Genomic DNA, 26,962 nt, shown 5'->3' on the forward strand with positions numbered 1-26,962 from the left:
CGCGCTCCCTCGTTCGCTCGTGTCGCTCGTCACCCGTATCCGGTCGAGCATGGCACACCATCCCCGCTCGCGGACAGACACAGATTGTGGAACAATCCGGCCATGCGTTTCGTCATGGCCGTGCTGCTCGCCGCAGTGTGCTTCGGCACGACCGGCACCGCGCAGGCCCTCGGCCCCGACGCCGACCCGGCCTCGGTCGGGGCCGCCCGGATCGTGATCGGCGGCGCCGCGCTCGCGCTCGTCGCCGGCCTGCAGCTCGCCGCGGCTCGGCGCCGGCGCGCACCCGGGGGCGCGGGGCCTGCGGCGACGACCACGGTCCGGGCGCTGCCCGCGTGGCTCCTCGTCCTGATCGGCGCGGTCGGTGTGCTGGCGTACCAGCCGGCGTTCTTCGCCGGCACCGCGGCGAACGGCGTCGCGGTCGGCACGGTGGTCGCACTCGGCTCGGCGCCCGTGCTCACCGGCGCGCTGGACTGGGCGGTCTCACGACGCCGCCCCGGCGGGCGCTGGCTCACCGCGACGGTCGTCGCGACGGCCGGCGTGGCCACGCTCGCACTCGCGACCGACGGCACGACGGAGGCGGCCGATCCGGCCGGCATCGCCGCGTCGCTCGGCGCCGGCGCGTCCTACGCGGTGTACACGATCGCCGCGAAGGCGCTCATCGATCGCGGCTGGAGCTCGACCGGCAGCGTGGGGGCGCTGTTCGGCGTCGCCGCGGTGGCCGCGCTCCCGCTCCTGCTGATGACGGATGCCTCGTGGCTGGCCACGGGCCCGGGGCTCGCGATGGCGCTCTGGCTGGGGCTCGTCACGACGACGCTCGCGTACGTGCTGTTCGGGTACGGCCTGCGCGGGCTCGCGCCGGCGACGGTGTCGACACTCACACTCGCCGAACCGCTGACCGCGGGCCTGCTCGGCGTGCTGCTGCTCGGCGAGCAGCTCTCGGCGGCCGCCGCGCTCGGGCTCGCGGTGCTCGCGACGGGGATCCTCGTGCTCGCGATTCCGGGGCGGGCGACGCGGCGGACCACGCGGACTGACGCGGTGTCGGAGGGCGCCGGTAGCGTCTGAGCATGGACGTCATCCTCATTCCGGGCTTCTGGCTCGATGCGTCATCGTGGGAGCGCGTGACCCCGGTCCTCGCCGAGACCGGTCACCGGCTGCACCCCGTCACCCTGCCCGGCCTCGAGTCGGCCGGCGCCGACCGCACGGGCATCGGGCTCGCCGATCACATCGCCGCGGTCACCGAGCTCGTCGACCGGCTCGAAGGCCCGGTCGTGCTCGTGGGCCACTCGGGCGGCGGCAGCGTCGCGCACGGGGTCGTCGACGCGCGCCCCGAGCGCATCGCGAAGGTCGTGTACGTCGATGCCGGGCCGCCTGCGCCGGGCGAGGTCATCAACGACCAGCTGCCCGTCGTCGACGGCGAGGTTCCGCTGCCCGACTGGTCGGTGTTCCAAGACGAAGACCTGGTCGATCTCGACGACGCGCTGCGTGCCGAGTTCCGGGCGCGCGCCATCACCGAGCCGTGGGGCGTCGCGTCCGATCCCATCGAGCTGACCGACCCGCGGCGGTACGAGGTGCCGATCGCCATCATCGCGTGCGAGTTCCCGAGCGTGGTGCTGCGTGAAGCGGTCGACGCAGGTCAGCCGTGGGTCCGCGAGCTCGCCAAGGTCGCCCACGTCGAGTACGTCGACCTGCCGACCGGGCACTGGCCGCAGTTCACGAAACCCGTGCAGCTCGGGCAGGCGATCGCGTCGGTGCTCCCGAGTTCCTGATCCGCTCCGCACGCCCCGCTAGAGCTGGGCCCCGTCCACCGCGAACGTGTCGCACGCCGCGGGGCCCTGCTCGTACCCGGTCACGAACCAGCGCTGCCGTTGCTCGCTCGAACCGTGCGTGAACGTGTGCGGGGTGACCTGTCCCTGCGTGGCCTGCTGGATGCGGTCGTCGCCGACGGCGGCCGCCGCGCTCAGGGCCTGGTCGACCTCGTCGCGCGTGGGGGTCCGGAGCAGGGGCACGCCCGAGGCATCCGTCGTCTGCGACGCGCTGCCCACCCAGGCCCCCGCGAAGCAATCGGCCTGCAGCTCGACCCGGACGGCGTTCGACGTCGGCCCGGTCTGCCCGTCCTGCGAGCGTTCGAGCACACCCGCGAGGTTCTGCACGTGATGCCCCCACTCGTGCGCGACGACGTACATCTGCGCGAGCGGGCCGGCATCGGCCCCGAACCGGCTCTCGAGCTCGTCGTAGAACGTGACGTCGAGATAGATCGTCTGGTCGGGCGGGCAGTAGAACGGGCCGGTCGCGCTCGTCGCCTGCCCGCACCCGGTCGCGACGGTCTGGTCGAACAGCACGAAGTCCTGCGGCGGCCGGTAGGCGACCCCGAGCTCGGCGGGCGCGGCCTGCTGCCAGTAGTCCTCGAGCGAGGCGGAGGCGCCGCGCATGCGGCAGTCGACGCGCGCGTTCGCGTCGGCGCCGGTCTGGCACTCCTCGATGCTGGAGTCGGGCGCGGACTCCTGCTGCTGCCCGCCGCCCAGCAACCCGGTCACGTCGAATCCCAGGAACTGCGAGAGCACGAAGAGCGCGATCACCCCGAGTCCGCCGCCGACCGCGATGCCCGTCGTGCGGCCGCGCTTGCTCGCTCGACCACGGCTGATGTCGGCATCGGGATTGAACGTCATGCGGTGACGCTACTCCCGGCCTGTTCCGGGCGGCTCGGGCTTGACGCCGCACCGGAGGCGACCTCGCGCGCTCGTCAGCCGGCGCGCTCGCTCGCCCGCGCGAACCGGTCGGTGGCCTCGATGAGCTCGGTGAGGATGCCGGGTTCGTCGAACGCATGCCCGGCGTCGTCGACGATGCGCAGCTCGGCCTCGGGCCACGCCCGGTGCAGATCCCAGGCGGTCATCGTGGGCGTGCACACGTCGTACCGGCCCTGCACGATCACCGCGGGGATGCCCCGCAACCGGGACGCGTCACGGATGAGCTGGCCCTCCGCGAGCCATCCGCCGTGCCGGAAGTAGTGGTTCTCGATGCGCGCGAACGCCGTCGCGTACTCGGGGGCGGTGAACTTCGCGATGGTGTCCGCCTGCGGCAGCAGGGTGATCGTCGACGACTCCCAGCGCGACCAGGCGATGGCGGCGGCCTGGTGCACCTCCGGATCGGGGTCGTGCAGCAGCCGCCCGTACGCCTCGATGAGGTGGGCGCGTTCATGCGCGGGCACCGGGGCGAGGAACTCCTCCCACAGGTCGGGGAAGAGCGCGGCCGCGCCGCCCTCGTAGAACCAGTCGAGCTCGGCGCGCCGGAGCGTGAAGATCCCGCGGAGGACGAGCTCGGTGACCCGCTCAGGATGCGTCTCGGCGTACGCGAGCGCGAGCGTGCTCCCCCACGAGCCGCCGAACACCTGCCAGCGGTCGATGCCGAGGTGGGTTCGCAGGCGCTCGAGATCCGCCACGAGATGCCACGTGGTGTTGGCGGACAGGTCGGCGTCGGGCTCGGACGCGTGCGGGATGGACAGGCCGCACCCGCGCTGGTCGAACAGCACGATGCGGTAGCGCTCGGGATCGAACAACCGGCGGTGCTCGGGCGTCGTGCCGCCACCGGGCCCGCCGTGCAGGAAGACCACGGGCTTGCCGCTGCGGTTGCCCGAGATCTCCCAGTAGATGTGCTGTCCGTCGCCCACGTCGAGCATGCCGGTGTCGAGCGGCTCGATCTCCGGGTACAGGTCCCTCATGCGCCCACGGTACGAGCCGGACTCGCACGACCGGCGTAGGCTCGCGGTATGACTGCCGCACCCGTCACGATCACGATCACGGGAGGGGGCGGCCAGATCGGCTACGCCCTCCTCTTCCGCATCGCTTCGGGCGCGATGCTCGGCCCTGAGACGCACGTGCGGTTGCGGCTGCTCGAGATCCCGCAGGGCATCCGCGCGGCCGAGGGCGCCGCGCTCGAACTGCAGGACAGCGCGTTCGAACTGCTCGACGAGGTCGAGGTCACCGACGGCGCCGCGCGTGCATTCGACGGCGCGAACCTCGCCCTGCTCGTCGGTGCGCGGCCGCGCGCGGCCGGCATGGAACGCGGCGACCTGCTCGCGGCCAACGGTGCCATCTTCGGGCCGCAGGGTCGCGCGATCAACGACCACGCGGCCGACGACGTCCGCATCGCGGTCGTCGGCAACCCCGCGAACACGAACGCGCTGATCGCACGTGCCGCCGCGCCGGACGTGCCGTCGGAGCGGTTCACCGCGCTCACCCGGCTCGACCACAATCGCGCGCTCGGGCAGCTGGCCGCCGAGCTCGAGGTGCCGGTCGGCGAGATCCGCGGCCTCACGATCTGGGGCAACCACTCGGCGACGCAGTTCCCCGACGTCGCGCACGCGACGGCCGGCGGCACCCCCGTCACCGAGCTGCTCGCAGCCCGGCACGGCGGCGCCGAGGCTGCGGCCCGGTGGATCGAGCGCGAGTTCATCCCGCGGGTGGCGAAGCGCGGGGCCGAGATCATCGAGGTGCGCGGATCGTCGTCGGTCGCCTCGGCCGCGTCGGCCACCATCGATCATGTGCGCGACTGGGTGCTGGGCACGGGCGAGCGCGGCTGGACGAGCGCCGCGGTCGTCTCCGACGGGTCGTACGAGGTTCCCGAGGGGCTCGTCTCGTCGTTCCCCGTGACGAGCGACGGCGGTGCGTGGCGGATCGTGCCCGACGTCGAGGTCGACGCCTTCGCACGCGCCCGGATCGAGGCATCCGTCGCCGAGCTCGACGCCGAGCGCCGCACCGTGCGCGAGCTCGGCTTCGCCTGACCGGCTGATCGTACGACCGCGCCGGGCGCGGGGCGCCGGGCGGGGGCGCGGGGGCGCGGGCGCCTTCCCTGTACAGGAACGAGCCTCGTCGGCTCGGCGCGCCGCAGGCATATGGCCGGCGTTTCGCCCCGGGTTTCCTGAGCAGGGAGACGGCGCGAGATGCGCGGGCATGCAGTTCAGGCGCGAACGGATGTCTCGCGCGAGCGCGTCTAGGCTGGCAGCATGCCCGAACCCGTCAACGCGTCACGTCGCAAGCAGATCATCGCCGGCATCGTCGTGGGGGCGATCGTCGGCGTCGCGATCAGCCTCTGGACGGGGTTCTGGCTGTGGCTTCCGGCCGGGCTCGCGGTGGGACTGGCCGCGGGCGCGATCATGAAGCCTCCAGCGCAGAGCTGACCCGTCGCTGCCGGCCCCCGCGCGAGACATCCGCCCGCCGTCGCCTCGCCCGCCCGCGCGAGACATCCGCCCGCCGTCGCCTCGCCCGCCCGCGGAGCCGGCGCGTGGGCGCGCGGGCGCGGTCAGGCGCGCTTGGCGGACTTCCCCGGAACCGGGAGCGTGCCGGCCTTGCGCTGGGCCGCGTAGTAGGCGCGGGCTTCGTCCTGCCGTTCCTGCTCGGCGCCCGTCGCGATCTTCGCGCGCAGGTGCGCGTCGGTGTACCCGAACGCGTGCACGAGATCGAGCGCGTGCGGGCGAAGCCGCTCGACCAGCCGGTCGATGTACGCCGTGACCGCCTGCGCGCGCTGCGGCGAGAGCCGCCCGTGCATGAGGTACCAGGCGAGGTGCCGCTCGACGAGACCGAGCCCGAAGAGGTCGCGCAGCCAGGTGACCACGCGCTTCGTACCCGGGCCGTCGACGCGCGCGAGCGCCCGGGTGAACGCCTCCCATTGCAGCAGCTCGCCGTGTGCGCGGGCCGCCTCGATGAGCTCGTTCTGGTTCCGGTTGAACACCGCGGCCGCCTCGGCCTTGGGCAGTTTGCGAGCCTCGCGGAGCCGGCCGGCGATCTCGCCGATCATGGTCTCGACGCGGTCGGTGAGCAGCTCCCGCTGCGTCTCCTCGTCGCGGAGCTCGCTGACCGAACGCGCCGTCGAGCCGAAGTCCGCGATGGTCTGCGCGAGCCGGCGGAGGCCCGTGCCGTGGTACGCCCGCTCCGCGGTCTGCGAGACCACGTAGCGCGCGAGCGCGCCCGCGTCGGCCCCCGCGAACTGCTTCGAGAAGTCGGTCAGCAGCCGCTTCGCGACGAGCTGCAGCAGCACGTTGTTGTCGCCCTCGAACGTGACGTAGACGTCGAGGTCCTGCCGCAGGCCGACGAGGCGGTTCTCGGCGAGGAATCCGGCGCCGCCGCACGCCTCGCGGGCCTCCTGCAGCGTCTCGAGCGCGTGCCAGGTCGACAGCGGCTTGAGCGCCGCCGCCATGGTCTCGAGGTCCTGACGGTCGTCGTCGGTGTCGGCCTTGCCCGAGAACACCTCGTCGAACTTCACGAGGAACTCGTCGTGCGCGAACGTCTGCGCATACACGGTCGCGAGCTTCGGCAGCAGCCGGCGCTGGTGCCGCTGGTAGTCGAGCAGCACCTCCTCGTCGGTGTCGCTCGCGCCGTTGAACTGGCGGCGCTGCGTGCCGTACTCGATGGCGATCGTGAGCGCCATGGCGGCCGCGGCGGTCGCGGCACCATCGAGCGAGACCCGGCCCTGCACGAGCGTGCCGAGCATGGTGAAGAATCGCCGGCCGGGGCTCGCGATCGGGCTCGTGTAGGTGCCGTCGGCCGCGACGTCGCCGTAGCGGTTGAGCAGGTTCTCGCGCGGGATGCGCACGTCGGTGAAGTGCAGCCGCCCGTTGTCGATGCCGTTGAGGCCGCCCTTGAGGCCGTCGTCCTCGCCGTCGATGCCGGGCAGGAAGTTGCCGTCGGCGTCGCGCAGGTGCACGTAGAAGGCGTGCACGCCGTGGTTCACGCCCTTGGTGATGAGCTGGGCGAAGAGCACCGCGTCCTTGCCGTGCACGGCGGCGTTGCCGAGGTAGTCCTTCCATGCCCCGCGGAACGGCGTGTGGATGACGAACTCCTCGGTCGCTTCGTCGTACGTCGCGGTCGTGCCGATCGAGGCGACGTCCGACCCGTGCCCGGTCTCGGTCATCGCGAACGCGCCCGGGACCTCGAGCGACATGATGCCGGGCAGCCACTTCTCGTGGTGCGGCTTCGTGCCGAGGTGCAGCACGGCCGCGCCGAACAGCCCCCACTGCACGCCGGCCTTGATCTGCAGGCTCGGGTCGGCGATGACGAGCTCCTCGAACGCGGCGATGTTGCCGCCGTGGTCGTCGTGGCCGCCGAGCTCCTTCGGGAACGCGCGGTGCACGGCGCCCTGCTCGACGAGCAGCTTCAGCTGGCCGAGCACGCGCTCGCGGTGGTCGTCCATCGACTGCCCGTCGATGCGCTGCAGTTCGGGGTGCGCGGCGCGTTCGCGCGCCGCGAGCCGGATGTCGGCCCAGGTGCCGAGCAGGTGCCGTCCGAGCGCCTCGACGTCGACCTTGGGCTCGCCCTTGGGTGACGCGGGCGCGTGCGGCGCCGGGATCGGGGCGGCTGCGGTGTCGGCGGGCGCCGGCGGGGCGGATGCCTCGGGCGAGAGCTCGTCGGTGCGGGAAGCCGTGTCAACCATCGAAGGATCCTCCATGAGCGGTTCGTGGCCGTGCTGCCCTCACGCTAGGCCGGGGTCTCAGTTCACCGGAAACGGGCGGTCTTTTCCCTACAAGCCCGGCCTGACCCGTCTCGGCGAAGACTGTGCGGGTCCTACAAACATCTCCCGCCACGGCCAGCCAGGACCGACAAGCGCTCAGCGCGTCCAGGTGTCGTCCCGAGCGCCCGCGGACACCGCGGACCCCGCCGGCCCCGCAAACCCCGCCCATCTCATCCGCGCCAATTCGCGTCACCCGCGCCTGCGCCCACCGCTCGCGCCACCACGGACGGTCTTGCCTGGCGCAGTACGTCAGAGGTGGCGCTGCAACGGGCGGGGGCCGGGGGCAGGGCGGAGGGGTCAGCTGGCGAAGAACGCGGAGGCCTTGCGCGACCACAGCAGGATGAGCACGACGAGCGCGACGAGGATGCCGATCCACTCGCCGATCGCTGTCGGGCTCTCGCGATAGGCGATCGCAAGGAACAGCGACCCGATGATCGACAGGATCTGCAGCACCGTCACGACGAGCCGGGCACCGGGGCTGCCGTTGAGCAACCCGCCGGCCACGATCACCACGATGAGGCCGACGATGATCGAACCGATCGCTGCTGCGATGAGGGCGCCTCCCCCGCCGTATTCGTCGACGACCGATTGGATCGGCAGGAGGAACAGCATGATGATGCCGGCGATGAGATCCAGGGCGCCGGAGATCCAAGCGATCACCGCGACCACGGTCACGCCGACGGGACGGAGCGTGCGATCAGCCATCGATGCCTCCTTCGCACCGCCGACTGCGGCGCATTGGCCAGATGCTATCGAACGCGAGGATGCCTCGCGCGGTTTCTTGGCGCGCGCCTTCGGCGCCAGCTCCGCGCCACTTCGTGCGAGTTCGCGCCACCCGTGCTGGCGCAGGGGCGGCCAAACTGGAGCAGACCGCGGCGGCGGGGCCGCGGGGGCGAGGCCGCGGGGACGAGGACCGCGGGGTGGGGACCGCGGGGACGAGGACCGCGGGGTGGGGACCGCGGGGCGAGGACCGCGGGGGCGAGGACCGCGGGGTGGGGACCGCGGGGGCGAGGACCGCGGGGTGGGGACCGCGGGGCGGCGCCGCGGGAGGCGCTCGGCCGGGCCGCTCGCCGAGGGCGCTCAGCCTTCGGCGCGCAAGACAGCCGCCGACGATTTCAGCTCCGCGCCACTTCGTGCGAGTTCGCGCCACCTGGGCTGGCGCGCAGGCGGCCGAACTGGCGCAGAGCCGCGGCGGCGGCGCGGGAGGCCGCGGCGGCGGGCGGGACGCCGCGGGCGACGGGGACGACCCTGGGGGCCCCGGCGGGGCGCGGCTAGCCTCCGGCGACGACCCGGATCAGCGCCTCGCCGTAGGCTTCGCGCTTCTTCGCCCCGATGCCCGTGATGCCGTCGAGATCGCTCAAGGTCGCGGGCTGTGCGACCGCGACCGCCCGGAGCGTCGCGTCGCCGAACACGATATAGGCGGGCACACCCTGCGCCTTCGCCTCGCCGGCTCGCCAGGCGCGGAGCGCCTCGAACCGCTCGGCGGCCGCCGGCTCGAGGTCGGCGGCGGCGGGTGCGGCGGCCCGGCGGGACGATCCGCGCACCGGCCGGTCGGGCTCTTCGCGGAAGGCCACCGTGCGATCCCCCGAGAGCACCGCACCGGATGCCTCGGTGAGCGTCAGCACGCCATAGTCGCCGACCGCCTGCAACAGCCCCTGCGCGAGCAGCTGCCGCACGACCCCGCGCCACTGCGCATCGCTGAGATCTTGCCCAATGCCGTAGGTGGCGAGCTGGTCGTGCCCGTACTGCTGCATGCGCGCGGTCGACTTGCCGCGCAGGATGTCGACGAGGTGACCGGCGCCGAAGCGCTGCCCACGTTCGCGCTGCAGCCGCACGACCGTCGAGAGCAGCTTCTGGCTGGCGACCGTGCCGTCCCACGAAGCGGGAGGCTCGAGACACGTGTCGCAGTTGCCGCACGGCTCGCTCGCCTGCCCGAAGTAGCCGAGCAGGTTCTGCCGGCGGCAGTGCACGGTCTCGCACAGCGCGAGCATGGCGTCGAGGTGCTGGCTGAGCCGGCGACGGAATGCGAGGTCACCCGGGCTGTCGTCGATCATGCGCCGCTGCTGCACGACGTCTTGCAGACCGTAGGCGAGCCAGGTGGTCGCCGGCTGACCGTCGCGGCCGGCACGGCCGGTCTCCTGGTAGTAGCCCTCGACCGACTTCGGCAGGTCGACGTGCGCGACGAAGCGCACGTCGGGCTTGTCGATACCCATGCCGAACGCGATGGTCGCGACCACGACGACCCCGTCTTCGCGCAGGAACCGCTCTTGCGTGCGCCGGCGCACGTTCGCATCGAGGCCGGCGTGATAGGCGACCGCGTCGACGCCGTTCGCGCTCAGGAACTCGGCGAACCGCTCGGTGCTCGCACGCGAGAGCGCGTAGACGATGCCCGAGACCGGGTTGCCGTCGGCGTCGCGCCCCTCGGTGCGGATGAAGTCGAGCAGCTGCTTGCGCACCTCGAGCTTCGGCGCGATGCGGTACTGGATGTTCGGCCGGTCGAAGCTCGCCACGAAGTGCCGCGCCCGGCCGAGCGACAGGCGCTCGGTCAGCTCTCGGTGCGTGGCCTCGGTCGCGGTCGCGGTGAGCGCGATGCGCGGCACGTCGGGCCAGCGCTCGGCGAGGCCCGAGAGGGCGAGGTAGTCAGGCCGGAAGTCGTGACCCCACTGCGACACGCAGTGCGCCTCGTCGATCGCGAACAGCGCGACGCGGCCGCGCGCGAGCAGTTGCAGGGTCGGCTCGGTGTTGAGCCGCTCAGGCGCGACGTAGAGCAGGTCGAGCTCGCCCGCGAGGTAGCGGCGCTCGACCTCGGCCCGCTCGGCGGGGAACTGGCTGGAGTTCAGGTACGCCGCGCGCACGCCGTTCCGCTGCAGCGCGTCGACCTGGTCGTGCATGAGCGCGATCAGCGGCGAGACCACGATGCCCGTACCCTCGCGCAGCAGCGCGGGGATCTGGTAGCAGAGGCTCTTGCCGCCGCCGGTCGGCATGAGCACGACGGCGTCGCCGCCGCCGGCGACGTGGTCGATGATGTCAGCCTGCTCGCCGCGGAACGCGTCGTACCCGAACACGGTCTTGAGCGCGTCGAGCGCGGTCGCGTACCGCGCGGGTGCGACGCCGGTGACGGATGCCCCGCCGGCAGCCGCTCCGGATGCGGGCGCCGCACCGGTCATCGGGTCGGGCGGCGGAACCCAGCCGTCGTCGTCGGGCGGCACGAGCTCGTCAGGGTCCCACGGGATCTCATCGACCCATTCGGGCTCTGACTGGCGCTGCACCCGTCGAGTGTAACGACCCCCGCTGACACCGCCGCCGGCTCTGCACAGCCCCGTTGGTCGAGTGAGCTACGCGCCGGCAAATGTATGGAGAGCCCGTTCACCGATCCTCGCACTCAGTCACCGGGTCTCGATACGCTGCGCTACTCGACCAACGGCACCTCCCGCACGAGCCCGCTGGTCGAGTAGCGAGCGCCAGCGAGCGCAACGAGACCCGTACACCCGTCCTCGGACCCAGGCACCGGGTCTCGATACGCTGCGCTACTCGACCAACGACTGCTCCCGCACGAGCCCGCTGGTCGAGTAGTGAGCGCCAGCGAGCGTATCGAGACCCCGTGCACCCGTCCTCGGACTCAGGCACCGGGTCTCGATACGCTGCGCTACTCGACCGACAACTGCTACCGCACGAGCACCGGGAACGGCAGGCTTCGCGCGTCGTCGTAGCCTGGCGACCCGGTGAAGTGCGCCCGCAGCAGGTGCAAGCCGCGCGCCAGCGTGCCGAGCTCGGCTCGGAACACGCCGCGCCCCTCCGCGGTGAGCTCGACCGTCGCGAGCACGGTGTCGCGGTCGCGGATCTCAACCGTGCCGACCGCGGCGGTGCCGTCGTGCGCGATGACCACGCCGGAGTAGGTGATCGGCGTGTTCGAGGTGGCGATGAGCCTGTTCGCGATGCCGATCACGGTCGTGTCGACGGGTTCGACGGGTTCCGCGTTCAGTTCGAGCGTCAGGCTCGCCGTCGTGCCGGTCGCGGGCACCGTGATCTCCAGCGGTTGCGGCCCGTACAGGCCGTCGGGGATGACGCCGGAGATCGACGCGGTGCCGACCCCGTCGAACAGCCGCACGAGGGTGCGATCGATCGGTGCACGCCCGAGCTCGACCCCGCCGAGGGTCACGACGGCTTCGCCGGCGGCCGGCTCGGTCGTCGTGAAGTCGAGCGCCGACAGGTCGACCGTGAGCGGGTCGCCGGGGCTGTAGCCGTCGGCGTCGGGCGCGGAGACCTGCACGCCGACGGAACGCTGCGCGAGGTCGGGCGTCGCCTCACCGTTCGCGGTGAACCAGTCGACCATCGACTGCAGGTCGATCTTGCCGGTGTCGGCGCGGCCGGTGCCCTGACCGAGGGTGACGAAGTTGTCGCCGCCGGCTGCGAGGAACGAGTTCGCGACGACCCGGTAGGTCGCGGCCGGGTCGAGCGGCGCGCCACCCAGTGTGATGCCCGTGATGTGCGAACCCGCAGGCGCGGCGGGGTCGAACGTGTAGTGCAGCTCCGCGTTGACGCCCAGCTTGAGGAACGGACGGCTCGAACCCGCCGGCTGCCACTGCTCCTCGAGCACCTGCGTGATCTGCTCGCCGGTGAGGTTCTGCGTGAACAGCGTGTTGGCGAACGGCTGCACGTTCGCGGCCTCGCGATAGGTGATGGCCCCGTCGGGCGCGAACGTGAGGTTCGCGCGCAGGCCGCCCGGGTTCATGAAGGCGATGTCGACGGGGTCGTCGGCCGGCGCGTCCTGGTTCACCGACCAGAGCTGCACATCGGCGACGAAGTTGCCGAGCGTGGACTCGACGCCGCGCGACTCGACCGCCGTGCCCGGCACGGGGTTGCCGGCCGCATCGACGTCGGGTTGCAGGCCGCGGTTCAGGTCGCCCGTGATGGTGCCGACCTGCACCGCGCCGAGCTCGTCGGCGACCTTCGTGGCCTCGGCCACGAGCGCGGCCACCTCGGTGTCGGGTTCGTAGTTGTACCCGATCACGGCGCCCGTGTCGTCTTTCACGGCCACGTCGTAGACGGTGTTCTGCATGTTCAGCAGCTCGTCGGTCACGGGGTCGTACTCGATGACCATGTTGCTGAACTTCTCGCCGTACTGCCCGCTCGAGATGACCGGCCGGCCGTCGATGACGTGGTTGTACGCGAGGTGTGTGTGCCCCGACACGATCGCGTCGATGTTCGCGTCGGCGCCGAGCACGATCCGCCCGAACGCCGAGTTCGGGTCGGTCGCCGACTCGACGCTCGTGGTCGCGGCACCCTCGTGCACGAGCAGCACCACGACGTCGGCCTCGCCGTTCGCGGCGTCGCCGTCGGAGAGACGGCCGGCTGCGGCGTTGACCGAGTCGACGATGCCGCGCACCTGCAGCTCGGCGATGCCCGCCGGGCTCACCAGCGAGGGCAGCTCCTCGGTCACCGCGCCGACGAAGCCCATGGTCACGCCGTTCGGCAGCGTCGTCGTCCACGACTCGGAGAGGGCGGTCTCGTCGGTGTCGCCCAGGAAGACGTTGGCCGCGATGTACTCCCAGTCGGCCAGGCCTTGCACGCGATCGCGCAGATCGACCCAGCCCTGATCGAACTCGTGGTTGCCCGCGGCGCTGACGTCGAGCCCGGCCGCGTTCAGCGCCTCGATCGTCGGCACGTCATTCTGGATGAACGAGGTGAACGTCGACGCCCCGATCAGGTCGCCGGCCGCCGCGAAGACGGTGTTCGGGTTCGCGTCGCGGAAGCTGTTCACGGCGGTCGCGAGCCGCGCGGCGCCACCCGCGGCGCCGTCTTGCTCGATGCGCCCGTGGAAGTCGTTGACGGTCACCAGGTTGATGGTCTCGGGTGCGGCCTGGGCGGGAGCGCCGCCGAGCAGGCCGATGGCGAGCGCGCCGACGGTGGCGGCCGCGAGCCCTGCGGAGCGTCGTACGGTTCGACGAGGCATGTCTCTCCTTCATTCATGCGGCCGCGGCACGGCCCGGTGGATACTAGTCCACAGTAAACGCGGCCACCGACACCGATGTCGTGACCCGCGAACGGGGGACATGGCCGAAAGCCTATGCAGACGCTCCGCCGAGGGGAAGACCCGGCCGCGTCCCGCCATGAACTTCGCTCATGTGAGCAGGTGGGTCTCGATACGCGTGCTCCTTCGTCGCTCGCACCTCGACCAACGGGCCGACCGGCGCGGCTAGAGTCTGATCACCTCGGTCACCCGCACCACGGCCGCCCCCTCCTCGGCCGACGCCTCGAGGTCGACCTCGGCACGGATCCGCCAATCGCGGTCGCCGGCGGGGTCGTCGATCGTCTGCTCCACCCGCCAGACCCCGCCGGGGCCGCCGGCTCCCGCCGAGGCATCCGTCTCGTCGATCGCGACCAGTCGCGGCGAGCGCGCCGCCGCGTCGACGCCGATCGAGTCGTGCTCGGCGTAGTAGCGGTCGAGCGCACCGGGCCAGTCGGCCTCGGGGTCGAGCTCGGCGAGCTCGTCGTCGCGCTCGAGCGCGGCGAGCTGCACCCGGCGGAACAGCTCGTTCCGCACCAGCACGGTGAACGCGCGCCGGTTCGAGACGACCGATGGCGGCGCGGGCGGCACGACGGCCTGCTCGGCGTCGGCGTCGTGCAGGGTCGGGTCGATGAGCTCGGCCCACTCGTCGACGAGACTCGAGTCGACCTGCCTGACCAGCTCGCCGAGCCATTCGATGAGGTCGTGCAGCTCGTCGTCCTTGGCCTCCTCGGGCACGGTCTGCCGGATCGCGCGGAACGCATCGGACAGGTAGCGCAGCACGAGCCCCTCGCTGCGCGCGAGCTGATAGAACGACACGAGCTCGCCGAACGACATGGCGCGCTCGAACAGGTCACGCACGACCGACTTGGGACGCAGCTCGAAGTCGCGCACCCACGGCTGGCTCGACGCGAACGTCTCGAACGCGTGGCTCAGCAGCTCGTCGAGCGGCTTCGGGTACGTCACCTCTTCGACGCGGGCCATCCGCTCGTCGTAGTCGACGCCCTCCTGCTTCATGGCGCCGATCGCCTCGCCGCGCGCGCGGAACTCCTGCTGCGACAGGATGGGCCGCGGGTCGTCGAGCGTCGACTCGATGATCGAGACCACGTCGAGCGCGTAGTGCCCGGTGCCCTGCTCGCTCGTCTCGGGGTCGAGCAGCTCGATCGCGGCGAGCGCGAACGGCGAGAGCGGCTGGTTGAGCGCGAAGTTCGGCTGCAGGTCGACGGTGAGCCGGAGCACGACGCCGAGGGCTCCGGCCTGCGGCGAGCGCGAGTGATCGCGACGACCGTGCCTGTCGGCCTGCGCACGCTCGTCGCGAACGCTCGCGCTCGCGGGCAGCACCTCCACGACGCCCGCGTCGCGCAGGGTGCGCAGGATCTCGAGCGCGCGGCGGGCGAGCGCGAACCTCCGCGCGCGCGGCTCGTGGTTGTCGAACACGAGCGAGCGGATGCCTCCGGCGGCGTCGCCGCCGCGAGCGATCACGTTGATGAGCATCGCCGCGGTGAGCTGCAGGTGCGGCACGAGCGGCTCGGGCTCGGCGGCGACGAGCCGCTCGAACGCGGCCTCACCCCACGACACGAAGCCCGCCGGGGCCTTCTTCCGCACGATCTTCTTGAGCTTCTTGGGGTCGTCACCCGCTTTCCTGACCGCCTGCTCGTTCTCGATCTCGTGCTCGGGCGCGAGCACCACGACGGTACCCGCGGTGTCGTAGCCCGCGCGCCCGGCGCGGCCCGCGATCTGGTGGAACTCGCGCGCACTCAGGTGCCGCATGCGCTGCCCGTCGAACTTGGCGAGCGCGGTGATGAGCACGGTGCGGATCGGCACGTTGATGCCGACGCCGAGCGTGTCGGTGCCGCAGATGACCCGCAGCAGCCCGCGCTGCGCGAGCGTCTCGACGAGCCGGCGGTATCGCGGAAGCATCCCCGCGTGATGCACGCCGATGCCCGCGCGCACGAGTCGCGACAGCGTCTTGCCGAACGCCGTGTTGAACCGGAAGCCACCGATCGCCTCGGCGATCTCATCGCGCTGCTCGCGGGTCACGACCCTGATGGAGGAGAGCGCCTGCGCACGTTCCATGGCGGCGGCCTGCGAGAAGTGCACGATGTAGACGGGCGCCTGCCGGGTCTCCAGGAGCTCCTCGACCGTCTCCTGCACGGGGGTCTTGGCGTACGAGAAGCTGAGCGGCACCGGCCGCTCGACCCCGGTCACCTGCGCGGTCTCGCGACCCGTGCGGCGGGAGAGGTCGGCGGCGAGGTCGGTCACGTCGCCGAGCGTGGCCGACATGAGGACGAACTGTGCGCGGTGCAGGATGAGCAGCGGCACCTGCCACGCCCAGCCGCGGTCGGGCTCGCCGTAGAAGTGGAACTCGTCCATGACGACCTGGTCGACGGGCGCGTCGGGTCCCTGGCGCAGGGCGAGGTTCGCGAGGATCTCGGCGGTGCAGCAGATGATCGGCGCGTCGGCGTTCACCGAGCTGTCGCCGGTGACCATGCCGACGTTCGCGGCGCCGAAGATGTCGACGAGCTGGAAGAACTTCTCGGAGACGAGCGCCTTGATCGGCGCCGTGTAATAGGTGCGTCCGCCGCGAGCGACCGCCGCGGCGTGCGCCGCGACCGCGACGAGCGACTTGCCGGTGCCCGTGGGCGTCGAGAGGATGACGTTCGCGCCCGACACGATCTCGATGACGGCCTCGTCCTGCGCGGGGTAGAGCGAGAACCCGCGCTCCTCGGCCCAGCCGACGAACCCCTCGTAGAGCGCATCGGGGTCGACTTCGGCGCCGTGCGGCAGCCGGGAGAGGAGCGGGTCGGTCACCCGTCGAGTCTGCCGCATGTTGGCGACCGCACCGGATGCCCCGGCCCGATCACGCGGCATCCGCACCGATCCACGTCGAGAAGTCGCCGATGGCGGGTGCGCGTCGCGAACACCCGCCACGAGCGACCGTTCGATGATGGGGTCGCGGGTTTCGCGACGGAACCGGATGCGCCGCGCTAGGCGTAGCTCACGAGGGGGCCGCCGGCCGCGGACCAGGCGACGCGGCCGCCCTCGAACTCGGCGCCCGCGACGTCGGAGCCCCTCGGGGTCTCGACGTCGGCGACCGGCAGGCCGAGCCGGCCGCCCCAGCCGCCGAGCAGGATCCAGATGTCGCGCACCATGCCGTGCAGGCACGTGGCGCCGTGTCGCGCGGTCCAGACGATCGTGCCGCGCTCGTACTCACGGAAGTAGCCGTTGCCGCGCGGCAGCTCGGCGTGCGGGCCGACCGCGAGGCCGAGCTGCGGGTGCTCCGCATGCTTGGCCGAGATCGCGGGCACGGCCGCGAGCAGGTCGCCGCCGCCGCCGTAGCGGAGCGCGGTGCGGAACTCGTCCCAGCTGACCGCGCGCGGGGCGCGGCCCGGCCGTGCCGGGTGCGGGGTGCAGCTGGCGGGGCGTGACATGTCGGGCTCCTGAGTTCGATGGTTCGGGCGGATGTTCGGGTGGCGAGGGGAGCCGGCCTCCGCCACGGGAGTCGGGTAAACGACGGGGCCGGCTCGCGGACCGCGGCGCCGGCGACAGTTCCCCCTGCAGGTCGACGACCGCGATCGGGATCGAGCCTATGGAACGGGGGTGACACTCCGAATCAGGGATACCCCTGAACGAGCCCGGGTTCACCGGCCCGGGGTCAGCTGACCCAGTTCAGGTGCCGAGCAGCAGCGCGACCGCGAGCAACACGGGCAGAGAGCCCGCCGTGGTGAGGAACACCGTGTCGCGGGCCACGGTCTCCGCCGTGGAGTACCGCTGCGCGAACACGAAGACGTTCTGCGCGGCGGGCAGGGCCGCGAGCACGGTGACCGCGTAGAGGTCGTGACCCTCGAGCCCGAAGACGAACGCGCCGAGCGCCCAGGCCGCCAGCGGCATGACGATGAGCTGGAGGACGGTCGCCAGCAGCACGTCGCGGCGATCGGTCCCGGGTTCGAGCAGTCGCTTGCCGTGCAGCGACATCCCGAAGGCGATGAGCATGAGCGGGACGGCGGCGTGACCGATGAGGTCGATGGGCTCGGACACGATCGGCGGGAGCTCGAGACCCGTCACGGCGACGAGCACGCCGAGCAGCGAGCCGACGATGATCGGGTTCAGCAGCGTTCCGCGGACGATCGCCACGAACGAGGTGCGACCCTCGACCGTGGCGCCGAGGATCGCGAGCCCGACGGGGGCGAAGAGCATGAGCTGGAGCAGCACGATCGGGCCGGCGAGCGCCGCATCGCCCAGCATGTACACCGCGATCGGAATGCCGAAGTTGTTGCCGTTCACGTAGCCGGACGCGAGCGAGCCGATGACCGTGTGCGCGAGGCTCCGGCGCCAGACGAACAGCGACACCGCCGCGAAGATCAGCATCATCGCGGCGGCGGCCACCGCGGACACGGGCAGCAGTGCCGAGAACAGGGTTCCGACGTCCGCCGTCGAGAGCACTGAGAACAGCAGGAACGGCCCGAGCACCGTGAAGTTGAGCTTGGCGAGCACGGGCCGCGCTTCGGGCGGCAGGACCCCGGTGCGCGCGGCGATCCAGCCGACGAGCACGGCGATCGCGATGACCGAGAACCCGGTGAGGATGTCGATCACCCGGCGGCCCGCTGGGCTCCGGGGCATCGCGCGTGGCTCACCATCCCGACCCTATCGCCCCACCCGCCCCCCACCCCACCCGCGCACCGAGTGTGACCGAAACGCCGCGAACGGCGCCGCAATTCGGTCACCCTCGGGCGTGACCGGTATCACTCGATCGGGGATGGCGGACGGGCGACTCAGCCGTCGCAGCCCCAGAACCACGACCCGTTGTACTCGATGGGGTACATGGGCTTGCCGAGGCAGGGTCCGCACTCCTCGGGGCTCGGTGCCGGTGAGAGTCCCGGATAGCTCGGCGCGGCGGGTGCGGGCGCCGGCGCCGATGCCGCCGTCTCGACGGGTGCGCCCGAGGACGATCCGCCGGACCAGCCGGAACCTCCGGACTCACCTGAACCGGTGCTCGACCAACTCGCCTCCGCGGCGCGTGCGGCCTCCGCCGCGGCGGTCGCGGCGGCCGCTTCCGCGGCGAGCCTCGCCGCCTCCGCCTCGCGATGCGCCGTGACCGCGGCCGCGACCTGGTCCCGGGCCGCGTACAGCTCGGTCCGTGCGGCGAGCACCGCGGCGGGCGAGCCGTTCGCGGCCGCGGCGCGAACCTCGTCCTGCAGCGCGGCGAGCGCGGCGGTGTGCTCCGCTCCGAGCAGGGCGGATGCCTCGTCGGCGAGGCCCTGCACGCTCGATGCCGCGGTCTCGGCCGTGCTGGCCGCTGCCGCGGCGTGCAGCGCACCCACGTCGACGCCGGCTGCGCCGATGCCCATGCGGTCTCCGACCGCCTCCACCGCGGCGGCCTTCGCGCGCACGAGGTCGGCCGCGGCGTGCGCCTGGCTCGTGGCGAGCACGCTGCTCGTGACGGCCACGCCGGCGACCAGCAGGCCGACCGCGGCGAGGCCGGCGACGCGCCGGCGTGTACGAGTCTCGGGCGCCGTGATGGCGCCGGCGGATGCGTTCCCGAATGGCATTCCGTCTCCCCCATGTTCATCTGTCTCACGGCGCCACCCCTGGCCCCGCGAGTCATGCGCTCACGTCGACCACCCCTGGTGCCGTGAGCTGACCCGTCACCCCCCGGCGTCAGGTCATGGCCTCAATGTATCGATGAAGCGGAGAATTAGGTACCGAAAACTCTGCCGGCCGAACCCCGTCTTCGGGGGACGTGGAGGCGACCGTCACCCGGCGCTCAGATTCGCGGAGGCTCGGCGCGGAGCGCGCGCCATCCGTTCGCGATGTCGCACGAGCCGAGCGTCGTGAAGCCGGCGTCTCGCAGGATGTCGCGAACCAGGGCCGCACCCGTCGCGCCGACGAGCGTGCCGCCGTGCACGACCCAGGTGGGCACGACGACGCCGCATTCGAAGAGCCACGCGGGCAGGGCGTTGAGCTGATCGCGCGTGCGCACGACGGTGAGCACGAGCTTCGCATCCCACGGGAGGGCGCGCGGGACGTCTTCGAGCACGGTGGCCAGCTCGGGCACGGGCAGCTCACCGCGCACCGCGACGGGGAGCCCGTTCGTGATGCCGAGACGCTCGGCCAGACGGGTCTCGAGCGAGGCGAGCGCCCGGTACACGCTGCCGGACGCATCGGTTTCCGCCATGTCCCCCGCCCTTTCCCCCCGCGTCATCTTCGCTTGAGATGCTCCCGCTCGCAATGGCTGTCGCGCGAAACGCACGATCCTTGCACGGCGCAGCACAGCGTGCGCCCGAGCAGTGGCTCACTCGCCGGGGATGGGCACCGCCGTGCCGGCCACCCGGATCCCGCCGTGCGGCGGGATCGCGACGGCGAGCACGCTCGGCCGGCCCGCGTGCCGGCCCTGGTGGATCACGACCTCGGCGGGAGGCTCGACGAGCCCGAGCTCGCGAAGGTACCCGCCGAAGGCGGCGGCGGCCGAGCCGGTGGCCGGGTCCCCGGTGATGCGGCCGACGGGGAAGAGGTTGCGCGCCTCCCATGTGGCATCGCCGAGCGCGTGCAGCACGCTGATCGTCGCGGGCCAGCCCTGCACGTCCATGATCGAGCGGACCGCGACGGGCGAGAACGTGAACGTGTCGAACACGGTGGCGTCGGCGAGTACGAGCACCGGGTGGGGGTTGCCCGCGAACGCGATCCGCGGCGGGTAGCGGTCGTCGAGGTCGCCGCGGGTGAGCTGCAGCAGGCTGAGCACCTCGTCGAGGATCACGTCGTCGAACGCGTCGACCGTGGGTTCGACGCTCGTGAACGTCGCCCGCACGTGCTCGTCCGAGGCATCCGTCTCGATGACCACCTCGCCGACCTGGGTGGCGAACCGGAAGGTGCCCGCGCCCTCGCGCTCGGCGAGCGCGACCGCGGTCGCAATGGTCGCGTGGCCGCAGAACGGCACCTCGGCGATGGGCGAGAAGTACCGGATGCGTCGGGCTCCGCCCTCGGAGCCGGACACGAACGCGGTCTCGGCGTAGTCGACCTCGGCGGCGATGCGCTGCATCGCGTCGTCGTCGAGGGCTGAGGCGTCCAGCACCACGCCGGCGGGATTGCCGCCGGCCGGGTCCTCGGTGAACGCCGCGTAGCGCAGGATCTCGGGCTCGCTCATCCCCCGATCCTGCCATGATCGCGGCGCCGGGGAACCGGCCCCCAGCGCCGCGATTTCAGACCCGGGTCAGGCGTCGGCCTTCACGGTGAGCAGCTCATCGAGGCGCTCGAAGCCCTCGGAGAGGCCGGTCTCCATTCCCGACTCGACCATGCCGTCGCGGGCCTCGAGGCTCGGGTACGTGGAGTGACCCGTCAGACGCGAGCGGCCGTCGCCCAGGTCTTCGAACGTCATGGTCTCGATGGCGACGACGTCGGGCACGCCCTCGAACTCGAAGGTCTGCACCGCGAACTCGTTGTCGCGCACGGTGTGGAACGTGCCGTTGAAGCGCCACTCGCCGCCCTCGGGGTCGCGGTGCACGTATCGGTAGCCGCCCTGGGTCGTGAAGTCCCAGCGCTCGATGGTCATGTCGTAGCCGCGCGGGCCGAGCCACTGCTTCACGAGGTCGGGGTCGCGATGCGCGTTGAACACCGCCTCGACGGGTGCGTCGAACTCACGCACGATCTCGATGAACGGCAGCCCTTCGGGCGCGGTGATGATGACGGGGTTGCTCATGATTCCTGCTCCTTCTCGGTCGCGTCGGCGGGGTCGCCGCCGGCGTCGGTCATGGTGCCGAGCACCGAGTCCAGGGATCGGAATCGCTGCTCGTGGATCAGCCGGTATCGGTCGATCCAGGCGGTGAGCGCCTCGAGCGCTTCGGCGTGCAGGTGCACGGGCCGGCGCTGCGCGTCACGCGTGCGCGTGACGAGGCCCGCCTGCTCGAGCACCTGGATGTGCCTGGACACCGCCTGCTTGCTGATGGCGAACGGCTCGGCGAGGTCGTTGACCGTCGCGGGGCCACGGCTGAGCCGCGCCACGATCCGTCGCCTGACCGGGTCGGCCAGCGCCATGAAGGCCCGGTCGAGACGGTCGTCGGCACTCGGATCCACGATCATCGTTCCTCCTGTAATCAACCGCTTCCTTGATCAACCATCTTGTTGATCACAGTACGACGACCTTCGGCATTCGTCAAGGCTGACGTGTCCCTCACCCCGCCTGAGGCCGCATACCGGCATGACAGGGGTACCGGCACGGGCCCGAAGCGAGCAGAATCGGCGATGCTTCGCCACGAGGCGGGTACCTCGGCCGGGCGAAGGACCAGTGAGAAGGGAATCGCTCATGTCCGTGCTCCTCAACCCGTATGTCAACTTCAAGGACAATGCCCGCGAGGCACTCGAGTTCTATCAGTCGGTGTTCGGCGGCGAGCTGAACGTCAGCACCTTCAGTGAGTTCGGGCAGAACGACAGCGCGGCCGACGCCGACAAGATCATGCACGGGCAGCTCACGACCGAGGCCGGGCAGACGATCATGGCGGCCGACACACCCTCGTCGATGACCTACGCACCGGCCGCGGGCATCTCGCTCTCGTTGTCGGGCGACGACGATGCGACGCTGCGGCGGTACTGGGACGGGCTCGTCGCGGGCGGCACGGTCGTGCAGCCGCTCGAGGTCGCGCCATGGGGCGATGCCTTCGGGATGCTCGTCGACCGGTTCGGCATCAGCTGGCTCGTCAACATCGCGGGTTCCGGAAACCAGTAGCCCGCACCTCGCTTCAGAGATTCCCCGCGCGCCCCAAGCCGGTTCATAGGGATGCGGGATTGGCTTGGGGCATGACCCGCCGGATCGTGCTCCCCCTCGTGACCCTGGGCTATCTCGCCCTGGTCGCCTGGGCGACCCTCGGCCCGGTGTCGTGGCACGCGATCGGGTACGAGGCCGAGTACGGCGTGCTCACCCCGTCGATCTGGTTCGATCGGGCGACCTGGACCATCGGCTCGCCGTACGAGTTCGCGGCGAACGTCGCCATGTTCGTCCCCGTCGGCGTGCTGTTCGCCATGCTCGCGGGGCCACGGCGGTGGGGCTGGGCGCTCGTAGCCGCCGGCGGAGTGAGCCTTGCGATCGAGCTCGTGCAGATCCCGATCGCCGACCGCATCTCCGACCCGCGCGACCTGCTCGCAAACGCGGGCGGCGCGGTGATCGGCGTCGCCATCGCGGGCGCCGGATGGCTCGTGCGCGCCGCGTGGCTCGCGATCTCCCGCTCCCAGAGCCGCGCGCGCGTCGCGCGCTGATCGCGCGACTGAACTCTGAGTGAACTCCGCCGCTCCCTCGCCGGACACCCTTGTCCGCTGCATGCCTCGCGCGCAGAATGACGCCATGGACACCGACGAAGAGGACCGCGCCGTCGACCAGGTCGTCGACCGGCTCGCCGACCGCTTCCCGGCCGCCGGCCGCGAGCACATCGCCGCGGTCGTCGACGAGGAGCACCACGAGCTCGACGGCAACCCGATCCGCGACTTCGTGCCCGTGCTCGTCGAGCACGACGCGCGCGACCGCTTGCGCTCGGAAGGCATCGCGCCGACGTCGCTCACCGAGGATCCGACCGACCCGTCATCGGGCCCCGTCGCCTGACGGCGCCCGCCCTGACCGCGCCCTCATGCGATGACCGAACGGGGTCGCGAATGGTCGCCCGAGGCCGCGTCGAGCGACCATTCGCGACCCCGCTCGATCGGACGCGGAGTCCCCGCTCGATCGGACGCGGACGCGTCGGAGGCGTGGGTATGAGAGAGGCGGTCAGTCGAAGAGGTCGCTGAGCCAGTTGTCCTTCTTCTTCTTGCGGCCGTAGCCTCCGCGGTCGTCGTACCGACGGTCGTCGTATCCGCGGTCACCATAGCCGCGGTCGTCGCCGCGACGGTCGTCGCCGCGACCGCCCATCTGGCGGAGCACGTCGAGCGGGTTCTGCTGCTGTTGCGGATAGCCGACCTGCGGCGGCGCCACCGGCGGGGCGAGGGGCTGCTGCGGCTGCGACTGGAACTCCTGGCCGGCACGCTCGATGATCTTGTCCAACTCACCGCGGCCGAGCCACACCCCACGGCAGGTCGGGCAGTAGTCGATCTCGATGCCGCTGCGCTCGCTCATCACGAGCACGGCTGCGTCGGTAGGGCACTGCATGTCGGGCTCCTTCGTCGAGGGTTCGGCGTGGCACAGGGGTCTCGACGCGAGCCTATTGATGCTGGCTGTGCGGTTGCTCGGCGACCTGGCCGGCGACGCGCAGATCGGCCACGAGCGCAACCGCGCGTCACCCGGCGGGCCCCTCGACCACCCGGCGCGCATCCCGCACACTGGGACGATGCGCATCATCGTCACCGGCGGCTCGGGCAAGCTCGGCCGCGCCGTCGTCCGAACGCTCCGCGACGAGGGGCACGAGGTCGTGAACCTCGATCGGGCCGGCGAGCGCGGCAGCGTCGTGGTCGTGGCCCTGACCGACGCGGGTCAGGTGCTCGACGCGGTCGCGGGCATCGACGAGCAGCACGACGGGGTGGATGCGATCGTGCACCTCGCCGCAGTGCCGGCGCCGGGCCTGATGAGCGACGTGGCGACGTTCCGCAACAACACGCTGTCGACGTTCAACGTGCTGCAGGGCGCGAGGCGGGCGGGCGTGAAGCGCATCGTGACGGCGGCGAGCGAGACCGTGCTGGGGTTGCCGTTCGACGTGCCGCCGCCGTACATCCCGGTCGACGAGGACGTGACGAGTCCCGAGTCGACGTACTCGCTCGTGAAACATCTCGAGGAGCAGCTGGCGATCGAGCTCGTGCGCTGGGATCCCGGGCTGTCGATCACCGCGCTGCGCTTCTCCAACGTGATGGACCCCGAGGACTACGCGGCCTTCGCGTCGTTCGACGCCGACGCGCGGCTGCGCAAGTGGAACCTGTGGGGTTACGTCGACGCACGCGACGGCGCGCAGGCCGTGAGCCGCGCACTGGCGGTCGCGAAACCGGGCTTCGAACGGTACGTGATCGCGGCGGCCGACACCGTCATGTCGAGACCGAACGCGGAGCTCGTGGCCGAGGTCTTCCCGGGTGTCGAGGTGCGCGGCGAGCTCGGCGAGCACGACACGATGCTGTCGATCGAGAAGGCGCGGCGCGAGCTCGGCTACGAGCCGGCGTTCTCGTGGCGCACGCACGTCGGCGGCGCCGCGTAGTCTCGGCGCATGCGCTTCCGGTTCACTGCACCGCTGTGGGAATGGTCGTCACGCGCCGAGTGGTATTTCGTGACCGTGCCGGCCGAGGCGTCCGCCGACATCGGCGAGATCCCGTTGCCGCCACGCGGGTTCGGCTCGGTCAAGGTCCGCGTCCGCGTCGGCGGTTCGCGGTGGTCGACGTCGATCTTCCCCGACTCGTCGCAGGGGGCGTACATACTGCCCGTCAAGAAGGCCGTACGCCAAGCCGAAGGGCTCGAAGCAGGCGAGCCGGTCACCGTCGACCTGGAGCTCGTCGACCTCTGAGGTCGGCCCATTGACCCACTCTCGCACGGGCATCTAGAGTACTGATATGCACTCTCGCCGTCGGAGTCTCCGCGTGCCCGCCCTCATCGTGACCATCGCAGCATGCCTCGGGGTGCTCGCACCCGCGGCAGCCCAGGCCGCACCCGACCCCGACGTCGAGCCCGTGACCGTGGTGTCGGCGACCCAGCTGCCGCCGCTGCAGGATCACCGGCCGATCTGGGTCGCCATCGATCCGTTCACCTGCCCGACCGACCACCCGTGGCTCGCGAGTCGGCCCTCGTCAGAGTACGACACGGTGCCGCGAGGGGTCGAGGTCGATCGCGGGCGGTCCGTGCTCGTGATGATCAATGGCGAGGCGACGGTCGACGAGGAGACGGGATACGTCACCGGCTGGGGCGCGGGCGCGAACCGCACCGCCAACCTGCATCCGACGGAGGCGTCGCACCTCACGCTCACCGCCCACTGCACCGACAACCCCGACCGCGCGTACCGCGACGGCGACCGCGACCGGTCCTGAGCGGGCTATCGCGGCGACAGATCCGGCCGGATCCGGGTGCCGAACTCGTGCCTGAGTGCGCTGAGCGCGGCGTACCAGCCGCCGAGCCCGTGCACACCCGGCCCCGGTGCCGCCGAGGCGCCGCAGAGGTACACCCCGGGTGCGGGAGTCCGCCACGGGTCGGGTGAGATGACCGGGCGTTTGAGCAGCTGCCAGACATCCGGCTCGCCCGACGAGATGTCGCCGAGCACGTAGTTGGGGTTGTGCGCCTCGACCTCGACCGCGGTGCTCGACGCGGTCGCGAGGATGGTGTCGCGGAAACCCGGCGCGAAGCGCTCGATCTGCGCGATCACCGCGTCGCGGCGGTCCACGTTCGAGCCGCGGGGCACGTGTGTATAGGTCCAGAGCGTGTGCTTGCCCTCGGGTGCGCGGCCCGGGTCGAACGGTGTGGGTTGCGACACGAGCACGTAGGGCGCCTCGGGGTGCACGCCGCGGGTCACCGCGTTCTCGGCCGCCGCGACTTCGGCGCGGGTGCCCCCGACGTGCACGGTGCCGGCCGCCGCGAGCTCGGCGTTCCGCCACGGGACCGGGGCCGACAGCGCGAAGTCGACCTTCGCGACGCCGTTGCCGTAGCGGAAGCGGTCGAGCGCGGCGAGGTACCGGTCGGGCAGCCGCGAGCCCGCGAGCTCGGCGACCGCGCGCGGCGTGACGTCGAGGAGCACGGCACGCGCCGGCGGCAGCTCGTCGAGTGTGGTCACCTCGTGTCCGGTCACGAGTTCGCCGCCGTGCGCGACGAGGTCGTCGACGAGGGCCGTGATGATCGCCTGACTGCCGCCGACGGGGATCGGCCAGCCGACCGTGTGCGCGTACGTGGCGAGGGAGAGCCCGGCGCCCGCGGCCGCGAGGCTCGGCAGCGGGAGGATGGTGTGCGCGGCAACGCCCGTGAGCAGCGCGGGTGCGAGATCCTCGGCGAAGCGGGCGTTCCATGCCGCACTCCCCTGCTCGAGGGCCCGCAGTCCGAACCGCACCGCGGTCACCGGGTCGGCGGGCACGCGGAGCAGCGCCGAACCGGTGAAGTCGGCGACGCCGCGCACGTGCGAGACGAGCGGGCGCATCAGTGAGCGGTAGGCGGCGCCGTCGCGGCCCAGCTCGCTCGCGGTGCGATCGAGGTCGCGCCACGCGAGCGCGGCGCGACCGCCGTCGAGCGGATGCGCGAACGAGAGCTCGGGTGCGACGAACTCGACGCGCCTGGTGAGGCCGAACTCGCGGAAGAACCGCGACGCGAACGCGAGCGGATGCACCGCCGAGCACACGTCGTGCCGGAACCCCGGCAGCGTCAGCTCGGACGTGCGGGCACCACCGCCGGGGGTCTCGTTGCGCTCGTACACGCGGACCGCGAGCCCCGCGCGCGCAAGCGTGACCGCGGCGGCGAGCCCGTTGGGTCCGGCCCCGACGACGATCGCATCGAGTTCCGTCCGAGGCATCCGCTCACCCATTCGCGAC

General features: G+C 71.9%; 26 protein-coding genes. 10 read left to right on the forward strand and 16 right to left on the reverse strand.

The genetic code is table 11. The annotated features are described in order from the left end of the window. The first annotated feature begins 102 nt into the window (after positions 1-102). Together RH864_RS01555 and RH864_RS01560 are read left to right on the forward strand one after the other, a co-directional pair. Positions 103-1,062, forward strand: coding sequence for an EamA family transporter (locus tag RH864_RS01555; RefSeq protein WP_310515736.1), 960 nt, complete (start codon positions 103-105; stop codon positions 1,060-1,062). A 2-nt stretch (positions 1,063-1,064) separates the two neighbouring features. After that, positions 1,065-1,766: an alpha/beta fold hydrolase gene (locus tag RH864_RS01560; RefSeq protein ID WP_310515737.1), complete on the forward strand. Its 702-nt coding sequence runs from the start codon at positions 1,065-1,067 to the stop codon at positions 1,764-1,766. Positions 1,767-1,784: 18 nt separating this feature from the next. Here RH864_RS01560 and ypfJ read toward each other — a convergent pair whose 3' ends face one another. After that, the gene (ypfJ, locus tag RH864_RS01565; RefSeq protein WP_310515738.1) at positions 1,785-2,666 is read right to left on the reverse strand and encodes a KPN_02809 family neutral zinc metallopeptidase; all 882 of its coding nucleotides are present in this window, start codon (positions 2,664-2,666) and stop codon (positions 1,785-1,787) included. 74 nt (positions 2,667-2,740) lie between these two features. Then, positions 2,741-3,715, reverse strand: a complete 975-nt coding sequence (gene pip, locus RH864_RS01570) for a prolyl aminopeptidase (RefSeq protein WP_310515739.1) — start codon at positions 3,713-3,715, stop codon at positions 2,741-2,743. Positions 3,716-3,763: 48 nt separating this feature from the next. Here pip and RH864_RS01575 point away from each other — a divergent pair, with 48 nt between their 5' ends. After that, complete coding sequence (locus tag RH864_RS01575; RefSeq protein WP_310515740.1) at positions 3,764-4,777, forward strand: malate dehydrogenase; 1,014 nt, start codon at positions 3,764-3,766, stop codon at positions 4,775-4,777. Between the two features lie 222 nt (positions 4,778-4,999). Next, the gene (locus tag RH864_RS01580) at positions 5,000-5,173 is read left to right on the forward strand and encodes an HPP family protein (RefSeq protein ID WP_310515741.1); all 174 of its coding nucleotides are present in this window, start codon (positions 5,000-5,002) and stop codon (positions 5,171-5,173) included. Positions 5,174-5,295: 122 nt separating this feature from the next. Here RH864_RS01580 and RH864_RS01585 read toward each other — a convergent pair whose 3' ends face one another. The 12 genes from RH864_RS01585 to RH864_RS01640 all read right to left on the reverse strand — a co-directional run bounded on the left by RH864_RS01585 (position 5,296) and on the right by RH864_RS01640 (position 21,580). Next, a complete protein-coding gene (locus RH864_RS01585) occupies positions 5,296-7,422 on the reverse strand; it encodes an acyl-CoA dehydrogenase family protein (protein ID WP_310515742.1) in 2,127 nt (708 codons plus the stop codon). 375 nt (positions 7,423-7,797) lie between these two features. Beyond that, positions 7,798-8,205, reverse strand: coding sequence for a hypothetical protein (locus RH864_RS01590; protein ID WP_310515743.1), 408 nt, complete (start codon positions 8,203-8,205; stop codon positions 7,798-7,800). Between the two features lie 566 nt (positions 8,206-8,771). Then, the gene (gene recQ / locus RH864_RS01595; RefSeq protein ID WP_310516008.1) at positions 8,772-10,667 is read right to left on the reverse strand and encodes a DNA helicase RecQ; all 1,896 of its coding nucleotides are present in this window, start codon (positions 10,665-10,667) and stop codon (positions 8,772-8,774) included. Positions 10,668-11,164: 497 nt separating this feature from the next. Further along, complete coding sequence (locus tag RH864_RS01600; protein WP_310515744.1) at positions 11,165-13,453, reverse strand: bifunctional metallophosphatase/5'-nucleotidase; 2,289 nt, start codon at positions 13,451-13,453, stop codon at positions 11,165-11,167. A gap of 243 nt (positions 13,454-13,696) precedes the next feature. After that, the gene (locus RH864_RS01605) at positions 13,697-16,336 is read right to left on the reverse strand and encodes a DEAD/DEAH box helicase (RefSeq protein ID WP_310516009.1); all 2,640 of its coding nucleotides are present in this window, start codon (positions 16,334-16,336) and stop codon (positions 13,697-13,699) included. 158 nt (positions 16,337-16,494) lie between these two features. Beyond that, entirely contained in the window at positions 16,495-16,938 is a 444-nt protein-coding gene (locus RH864_RS01610; protein WP_310515745.1) for an LGFP repeat-containing protein, read from the reverse strand. A gap of 238 nt (positions 16,939-17,176) precedes the next feature. Then, the gene (locus RH864_RS01615; RefSeq protein WP_310515746.1) at positions 17,177-18,127 is read right to left on the reverse strand and encodes an AEC family transporter; all 951 of its coding nucleotides are present in this window, start codon (positions 18,125-18,127) and stop codon (positions 17,177-17,179) included. A gap of 152 nt (positions 18,128-18,279) precedes the next feature. Continuing rightward, the gene (locus tag RH864_RS01620; protein WP_310515747.1) at positions 18,280-19,056 is read right to left on the reverse strand and encodes a hypothetical protein; all 777 of its coding nucleotides are present in this window, start codon (positions 19,054-19,056) and stop codon (positions 18,280-18,282) included. A 215-nt stretch (positions 19,057-19,271) separates the two neighbouring features. After that, positions 19,272-19,682, reverse strand: coding sequence for a hypothetical protein (locus RH864_RS01625; RefSeq protein ID WP_310515748.1), 411 nt, complete (start codon positions 19,680-19,682; stop codon positions 19,272-19,274). Between the two features lie 117 nt (positions 19,683-19,799). Further along, positions 19,800-20,648 (reverse strand): PhzF family phenazine biosynthesis protein, encoded by an 849-nt coding sequence (locus RH864_RS01630; protein WP_310515749.1) that lies wholly within the window; start codon positions 20,646-20,648, stop codon positions 19,800-19,802. A gap of 66 nt (positions 20,649-20,714) precedes the next feature. Further along, positions 20,715-21,200 (reverse strand): SRPBCC family protein, encoded by a 486-nt coding sequence (locus tag RH864_RS01635; protein WP_310515750.1) that lies wholly within the window; start codon positions 21,198-21,200, stop codon positions 20,715-20,717. Further along, positions 21,197-21,580, reverse strand: coding sequence for an ArsR/SmtB family transcription factor (locus tag RH864_RS01640; RefSeq protein ID WP_310515751.1), 384 nt, complete (start codon positions 21,578-21,580; stop codon positions 21,197-21,199). The genes RH864_RS01635 and RH864_RS01640 overlap by 4 nt, the downstream gene beginning before the upstream one ends. Positions 21,581-21,803: 223 nt before the next feature. On the opposite strand from RH864_RS01640, the gene RH864_RS01645 reads away from it, so the two are divergent. From RH864_RS01645 to RH864_RS01655, 3 genes are all read left to right on the forward strand, one after another. Further along, positions 21,804-22,223 (forward strand): VOC family protein, encoded by a 420-nt coding sequence (locus RH864_RS01645; protein WP_310515752.1) that lies wholly within the window; start codon positions 21,804-21,806, stop codon positions 22,221-22,223. A gap of 71 nt (positions 22,224-22,294) precedes the next feature. Further along, positions 22,295-22,750 (forward strand): VanZ family protein, encoded by a 456-nt coding sequence (locus tag RH864_RS01650; protein ID WP_310515753.1) that lies wholly within the window; start codon positions 22,295-22,297, stop codon positions 22,748-22,750. Positions 22,751-22,835: 85 nt separating this feature from the next. Further along, the gene (locus RH864_RS01655; protein WP_310515754.1) at positions 22,836-23,090 is read left to right on the forward strand and encodes a three-helix bundle dimerization domain-containing protein; all 255 of its coding nucleotides are present in this window, start codon (positions 22,836-22,838) and stop codon (positions 23,088-23,090) included. Positions 23,091-23,252: 162 nt separating this feature from the next. On the opposite strand, the gene RH864_RS01660 is transcribed toward RH864_RS01655, so the two are convergent. Then, positions 23,253-23,630, reverse strand: a complete 378-nt coding sequence (locus RH864_RS01660) for a TFIIB-type zinc ribbon-containing protein (protein WP_310515755.1) — start codon at positions 23,628-23,630, stop codon at positions 23,253-23,255. Positions 23,631-23,808: 178 nt separating this feature from the next. Between RH864_RS01660 and RH864_RS01665 the strand changes: the two genes are divergently transcribed. From RH864_RS01665 to RH864_RS01675, 3 genes are read left to right on the forward strand one after another with little or no spacing between them, the layout of a single operon-like run. Then, positions 23,809-24,660, forward strand: a complete 852-nt coding sequence (locus RH864_RS01665) for an NAD-dependent epimerase/dehydratase family protein (protein WP_310516010.1) — start codon at positions 23,809-23,811, stop codon at positions 24,658-24,660. A gap of 9 nt (positions 24,661-24,669) precedes the next feature. Next, positions 24,670-24,963, forward strand: a complete 294-nt coding sequence (locus RH864_RS01670) for a DUF1905 domain-containing protein (RefSeq protein WP_310515756.1) — start codon at positions 24,670-24,672, stop codon at positions 24,961-24,963. Positions 24,964-25,009: 46 nt separating this feature from the next. Further along, positions 25,010-25,480, forward strand: a complete 471-nt coding sequence (locus tag RH864_RS01675; RefSeq protein ID WP_310515757.1) for a hypothetical protein — start codon at positions 25,010-25,012, stop codon at positions 25,478-25,480. Positions 25,481-25,485: 5 nt separating this feature from the next. On the opposite strand, the gene RH864_RS01680 is transcribed toward RH864_RS01675, so the two are convergent. Then, positions 25,486-26,943 carry a phytoene desaturase family protein gene (locus tag RH864_RS01680; protein WP_310515758.1) on the reverse strand — a complete coding sequence of 486 codons (1,458 nt, stop codon included), beginning with the start codon at positions 26,941-26,943 and terminating at the stop codon, positions 25,486-25,488. Positions 26,944-26,962 lie beyond the last annotated feature (19 nt).

It is taken from the genome of Agromyces aerolatus (genome assembly GCF_031432255.1).
Lineage (GTDB): Bacteria > Actinomycetota > Actinomycetes > Actinomycetales > Microbacteriaceae > Agromyces.

Coding starts and splice junctions, on each gene's coding strand:
- RH864_RS01675 (WP_310515757.1), top strand. CDS start 25,010: ATGCACTCTCGCCGTCGGAGTCTCCGCGTGCCCGCCCTCATCGTGACC.
- RH864_RS01600 (WP_310515744.1), bottom strand. CDS start 13,453: ATGCCTCGTCGAACCGTACGACGCTCCGCAGGGCTCGCGGCCGCCACC.
- RH864_RS01655 (WP_310515754.1), top strand. CDS start 22,836: ATGGACACCGACGAAGAGGACCGCGCCGTCGACCAGGTCGTCGACCGG.
- RH864_RS01635 (WP_310515750.1), bottom strand. CDS start 21,200: ATGAGCAACCCCGTCATCATCACCGCGCCCGAAGGGCTGCCGTTCATC.
- RH864_RS01660 (WP_310515755.1), bottom strand. CDS start 23,630: ATGCAGTGCCCTACCGACGCAGCCGTGCTCGTGATGAGCGAGCGCAGC.
- RH864_RS01590 (WP_310515743.1), bottom strand. CDS start 8,205: ATGGCTGATCGCACGCTCCGTCCCGTCGGCGTGACCGTGGTCGCGGTG.
- RH864_RS01580 (WP_310515741.1), top strand. CDS start 5,000: ATGCCCGAACCCGTCAACGCGTCACGTCGCAAGCAGATCATCGCCGGC.
- RH864_RS01615 (WP_310515746.1), bottom strand. CDS start 18,127: ATGCCCCGGAGCCCAGCGGGCCGCCGGGTGATCGACATCCTCACCGGG.
- RH864_RS01585 (WP_310515742.1), bottom strand. CDS start 7,422: ATGGTTGACACGGCTTCCCGCACCGACGAGCTCTCGCCCGAGGCATCC.
- RH864_RS01555 (WP_310515736.1), top strand. CDS start 103: ATGCGTTTCGTCATGGCCGTGCTGCTCGCCGCAGTGTGCTTCGGCACG.
- RH864_RS01625 (WP_310515748.1), bottom strand. CDS start 19,682: ATGGCGGAAACCGATGCGTCCGGCAGCGTGTACCGGGCGCTCGCCTCG.
- RH864_RS01630 (WP_310515749.1), bottom strand. CDS start 20,648: ATGAGCGAGCCCGAGATCCTGCGCTACGCGGCGTTCACCGAGGACCCG.
- RH864_RS01610 (WP_310515745.1), bottom strand. CDS start 16,938: ATGTCACGCCCCGCCAGCTGCACCCCGCACCCGGCACGGCCGGGCCGC.
- RH864_RS01670 (WP_310515756.1), top strand. CDS start 24,670: ATGCGCTTCCGGTTCACTGCACCGCTGTGGGAATGGTCGTCACGCGCC.
- RH864_RS01665 (WP_310516010.1), top strand. CDS start 23,809: ATGCGCATCATCGTCACCGGCGGCTCGGGCAAGCTCGGCCGCGCCGTC.
- recQ (WP_310516008.1), bottom strand. CDS start 10,667: ATGACCGGTGCGGCGCCCGCATCCGGAGCGGCTGCCGGCGGGGCATCC.
- ypfJ (WP_310515738.1), bottom strand. CDS start 2,666: ATGACGTTCAATCCCGATGCCGACATCAGCCGTGGTCGAGCGAGCAAG.
- RH864_RS01575 (WP_310515740.1), top strand. CDS start 3,764: ATGACTGCCGCACCCGTCACGATCACGATCACGGGAGGGGGCGGCCAG.
- pip (WP_310515739.1), bottom strand. CDS start 3,715: ATGAGGGACCTGTACCCGGAGATCGAGCCGCTCGACACCGGCATGCTC.
- RH864_RS01680 (WP_310515758.1), bottom strand. CDS start 26,943: ATGCCTCGGACGGAACTCGATGCGATCGTCGTCGGGGCCGGACCCAAC.
- RH864_RS01560 (WP_310515737.1), top strand. CDS start 1,065: ATGGACGTCATCCTCATTCCGGGCTTCTGGCTCGATGCGTCATCGTGG.
- RH864_RS01640 (WP_310515751.1), bottom strand. CDS start 21,580: ATGATCGTGGATCCGAGTGCCGACGACCGTCTCGACCGGGCCTTCATG.
- RH864_RS01650 (WP_310515753.1), top strand. CDS start 22,295: ATGACCCGCCGGATCGTGCTCCCCCTCGTGACCCTGGGCTATCTCGCC.
- RH864_RS01605 (WP_310516009.1), bottom strand. CDS start 16,336: ATGCGGCAGACTCGACGGGTGACCGACCCGCTCCTCTCCCGGCTGCCG.
- RH864_RS01645 (WP_310515752.1), top strand. CDS start 21,804: ATGTCCGTGCTCCTCAACCCGTATGTCAACTTCAAGGACAATGCCCGC.
- RH864_RS01620 (WP_310515747.1), bottom strand. CDS start 19,056: ATGCCATTCGGGAACGCATCCGCCGGCGCCATCACGGCGCCCGAGACT.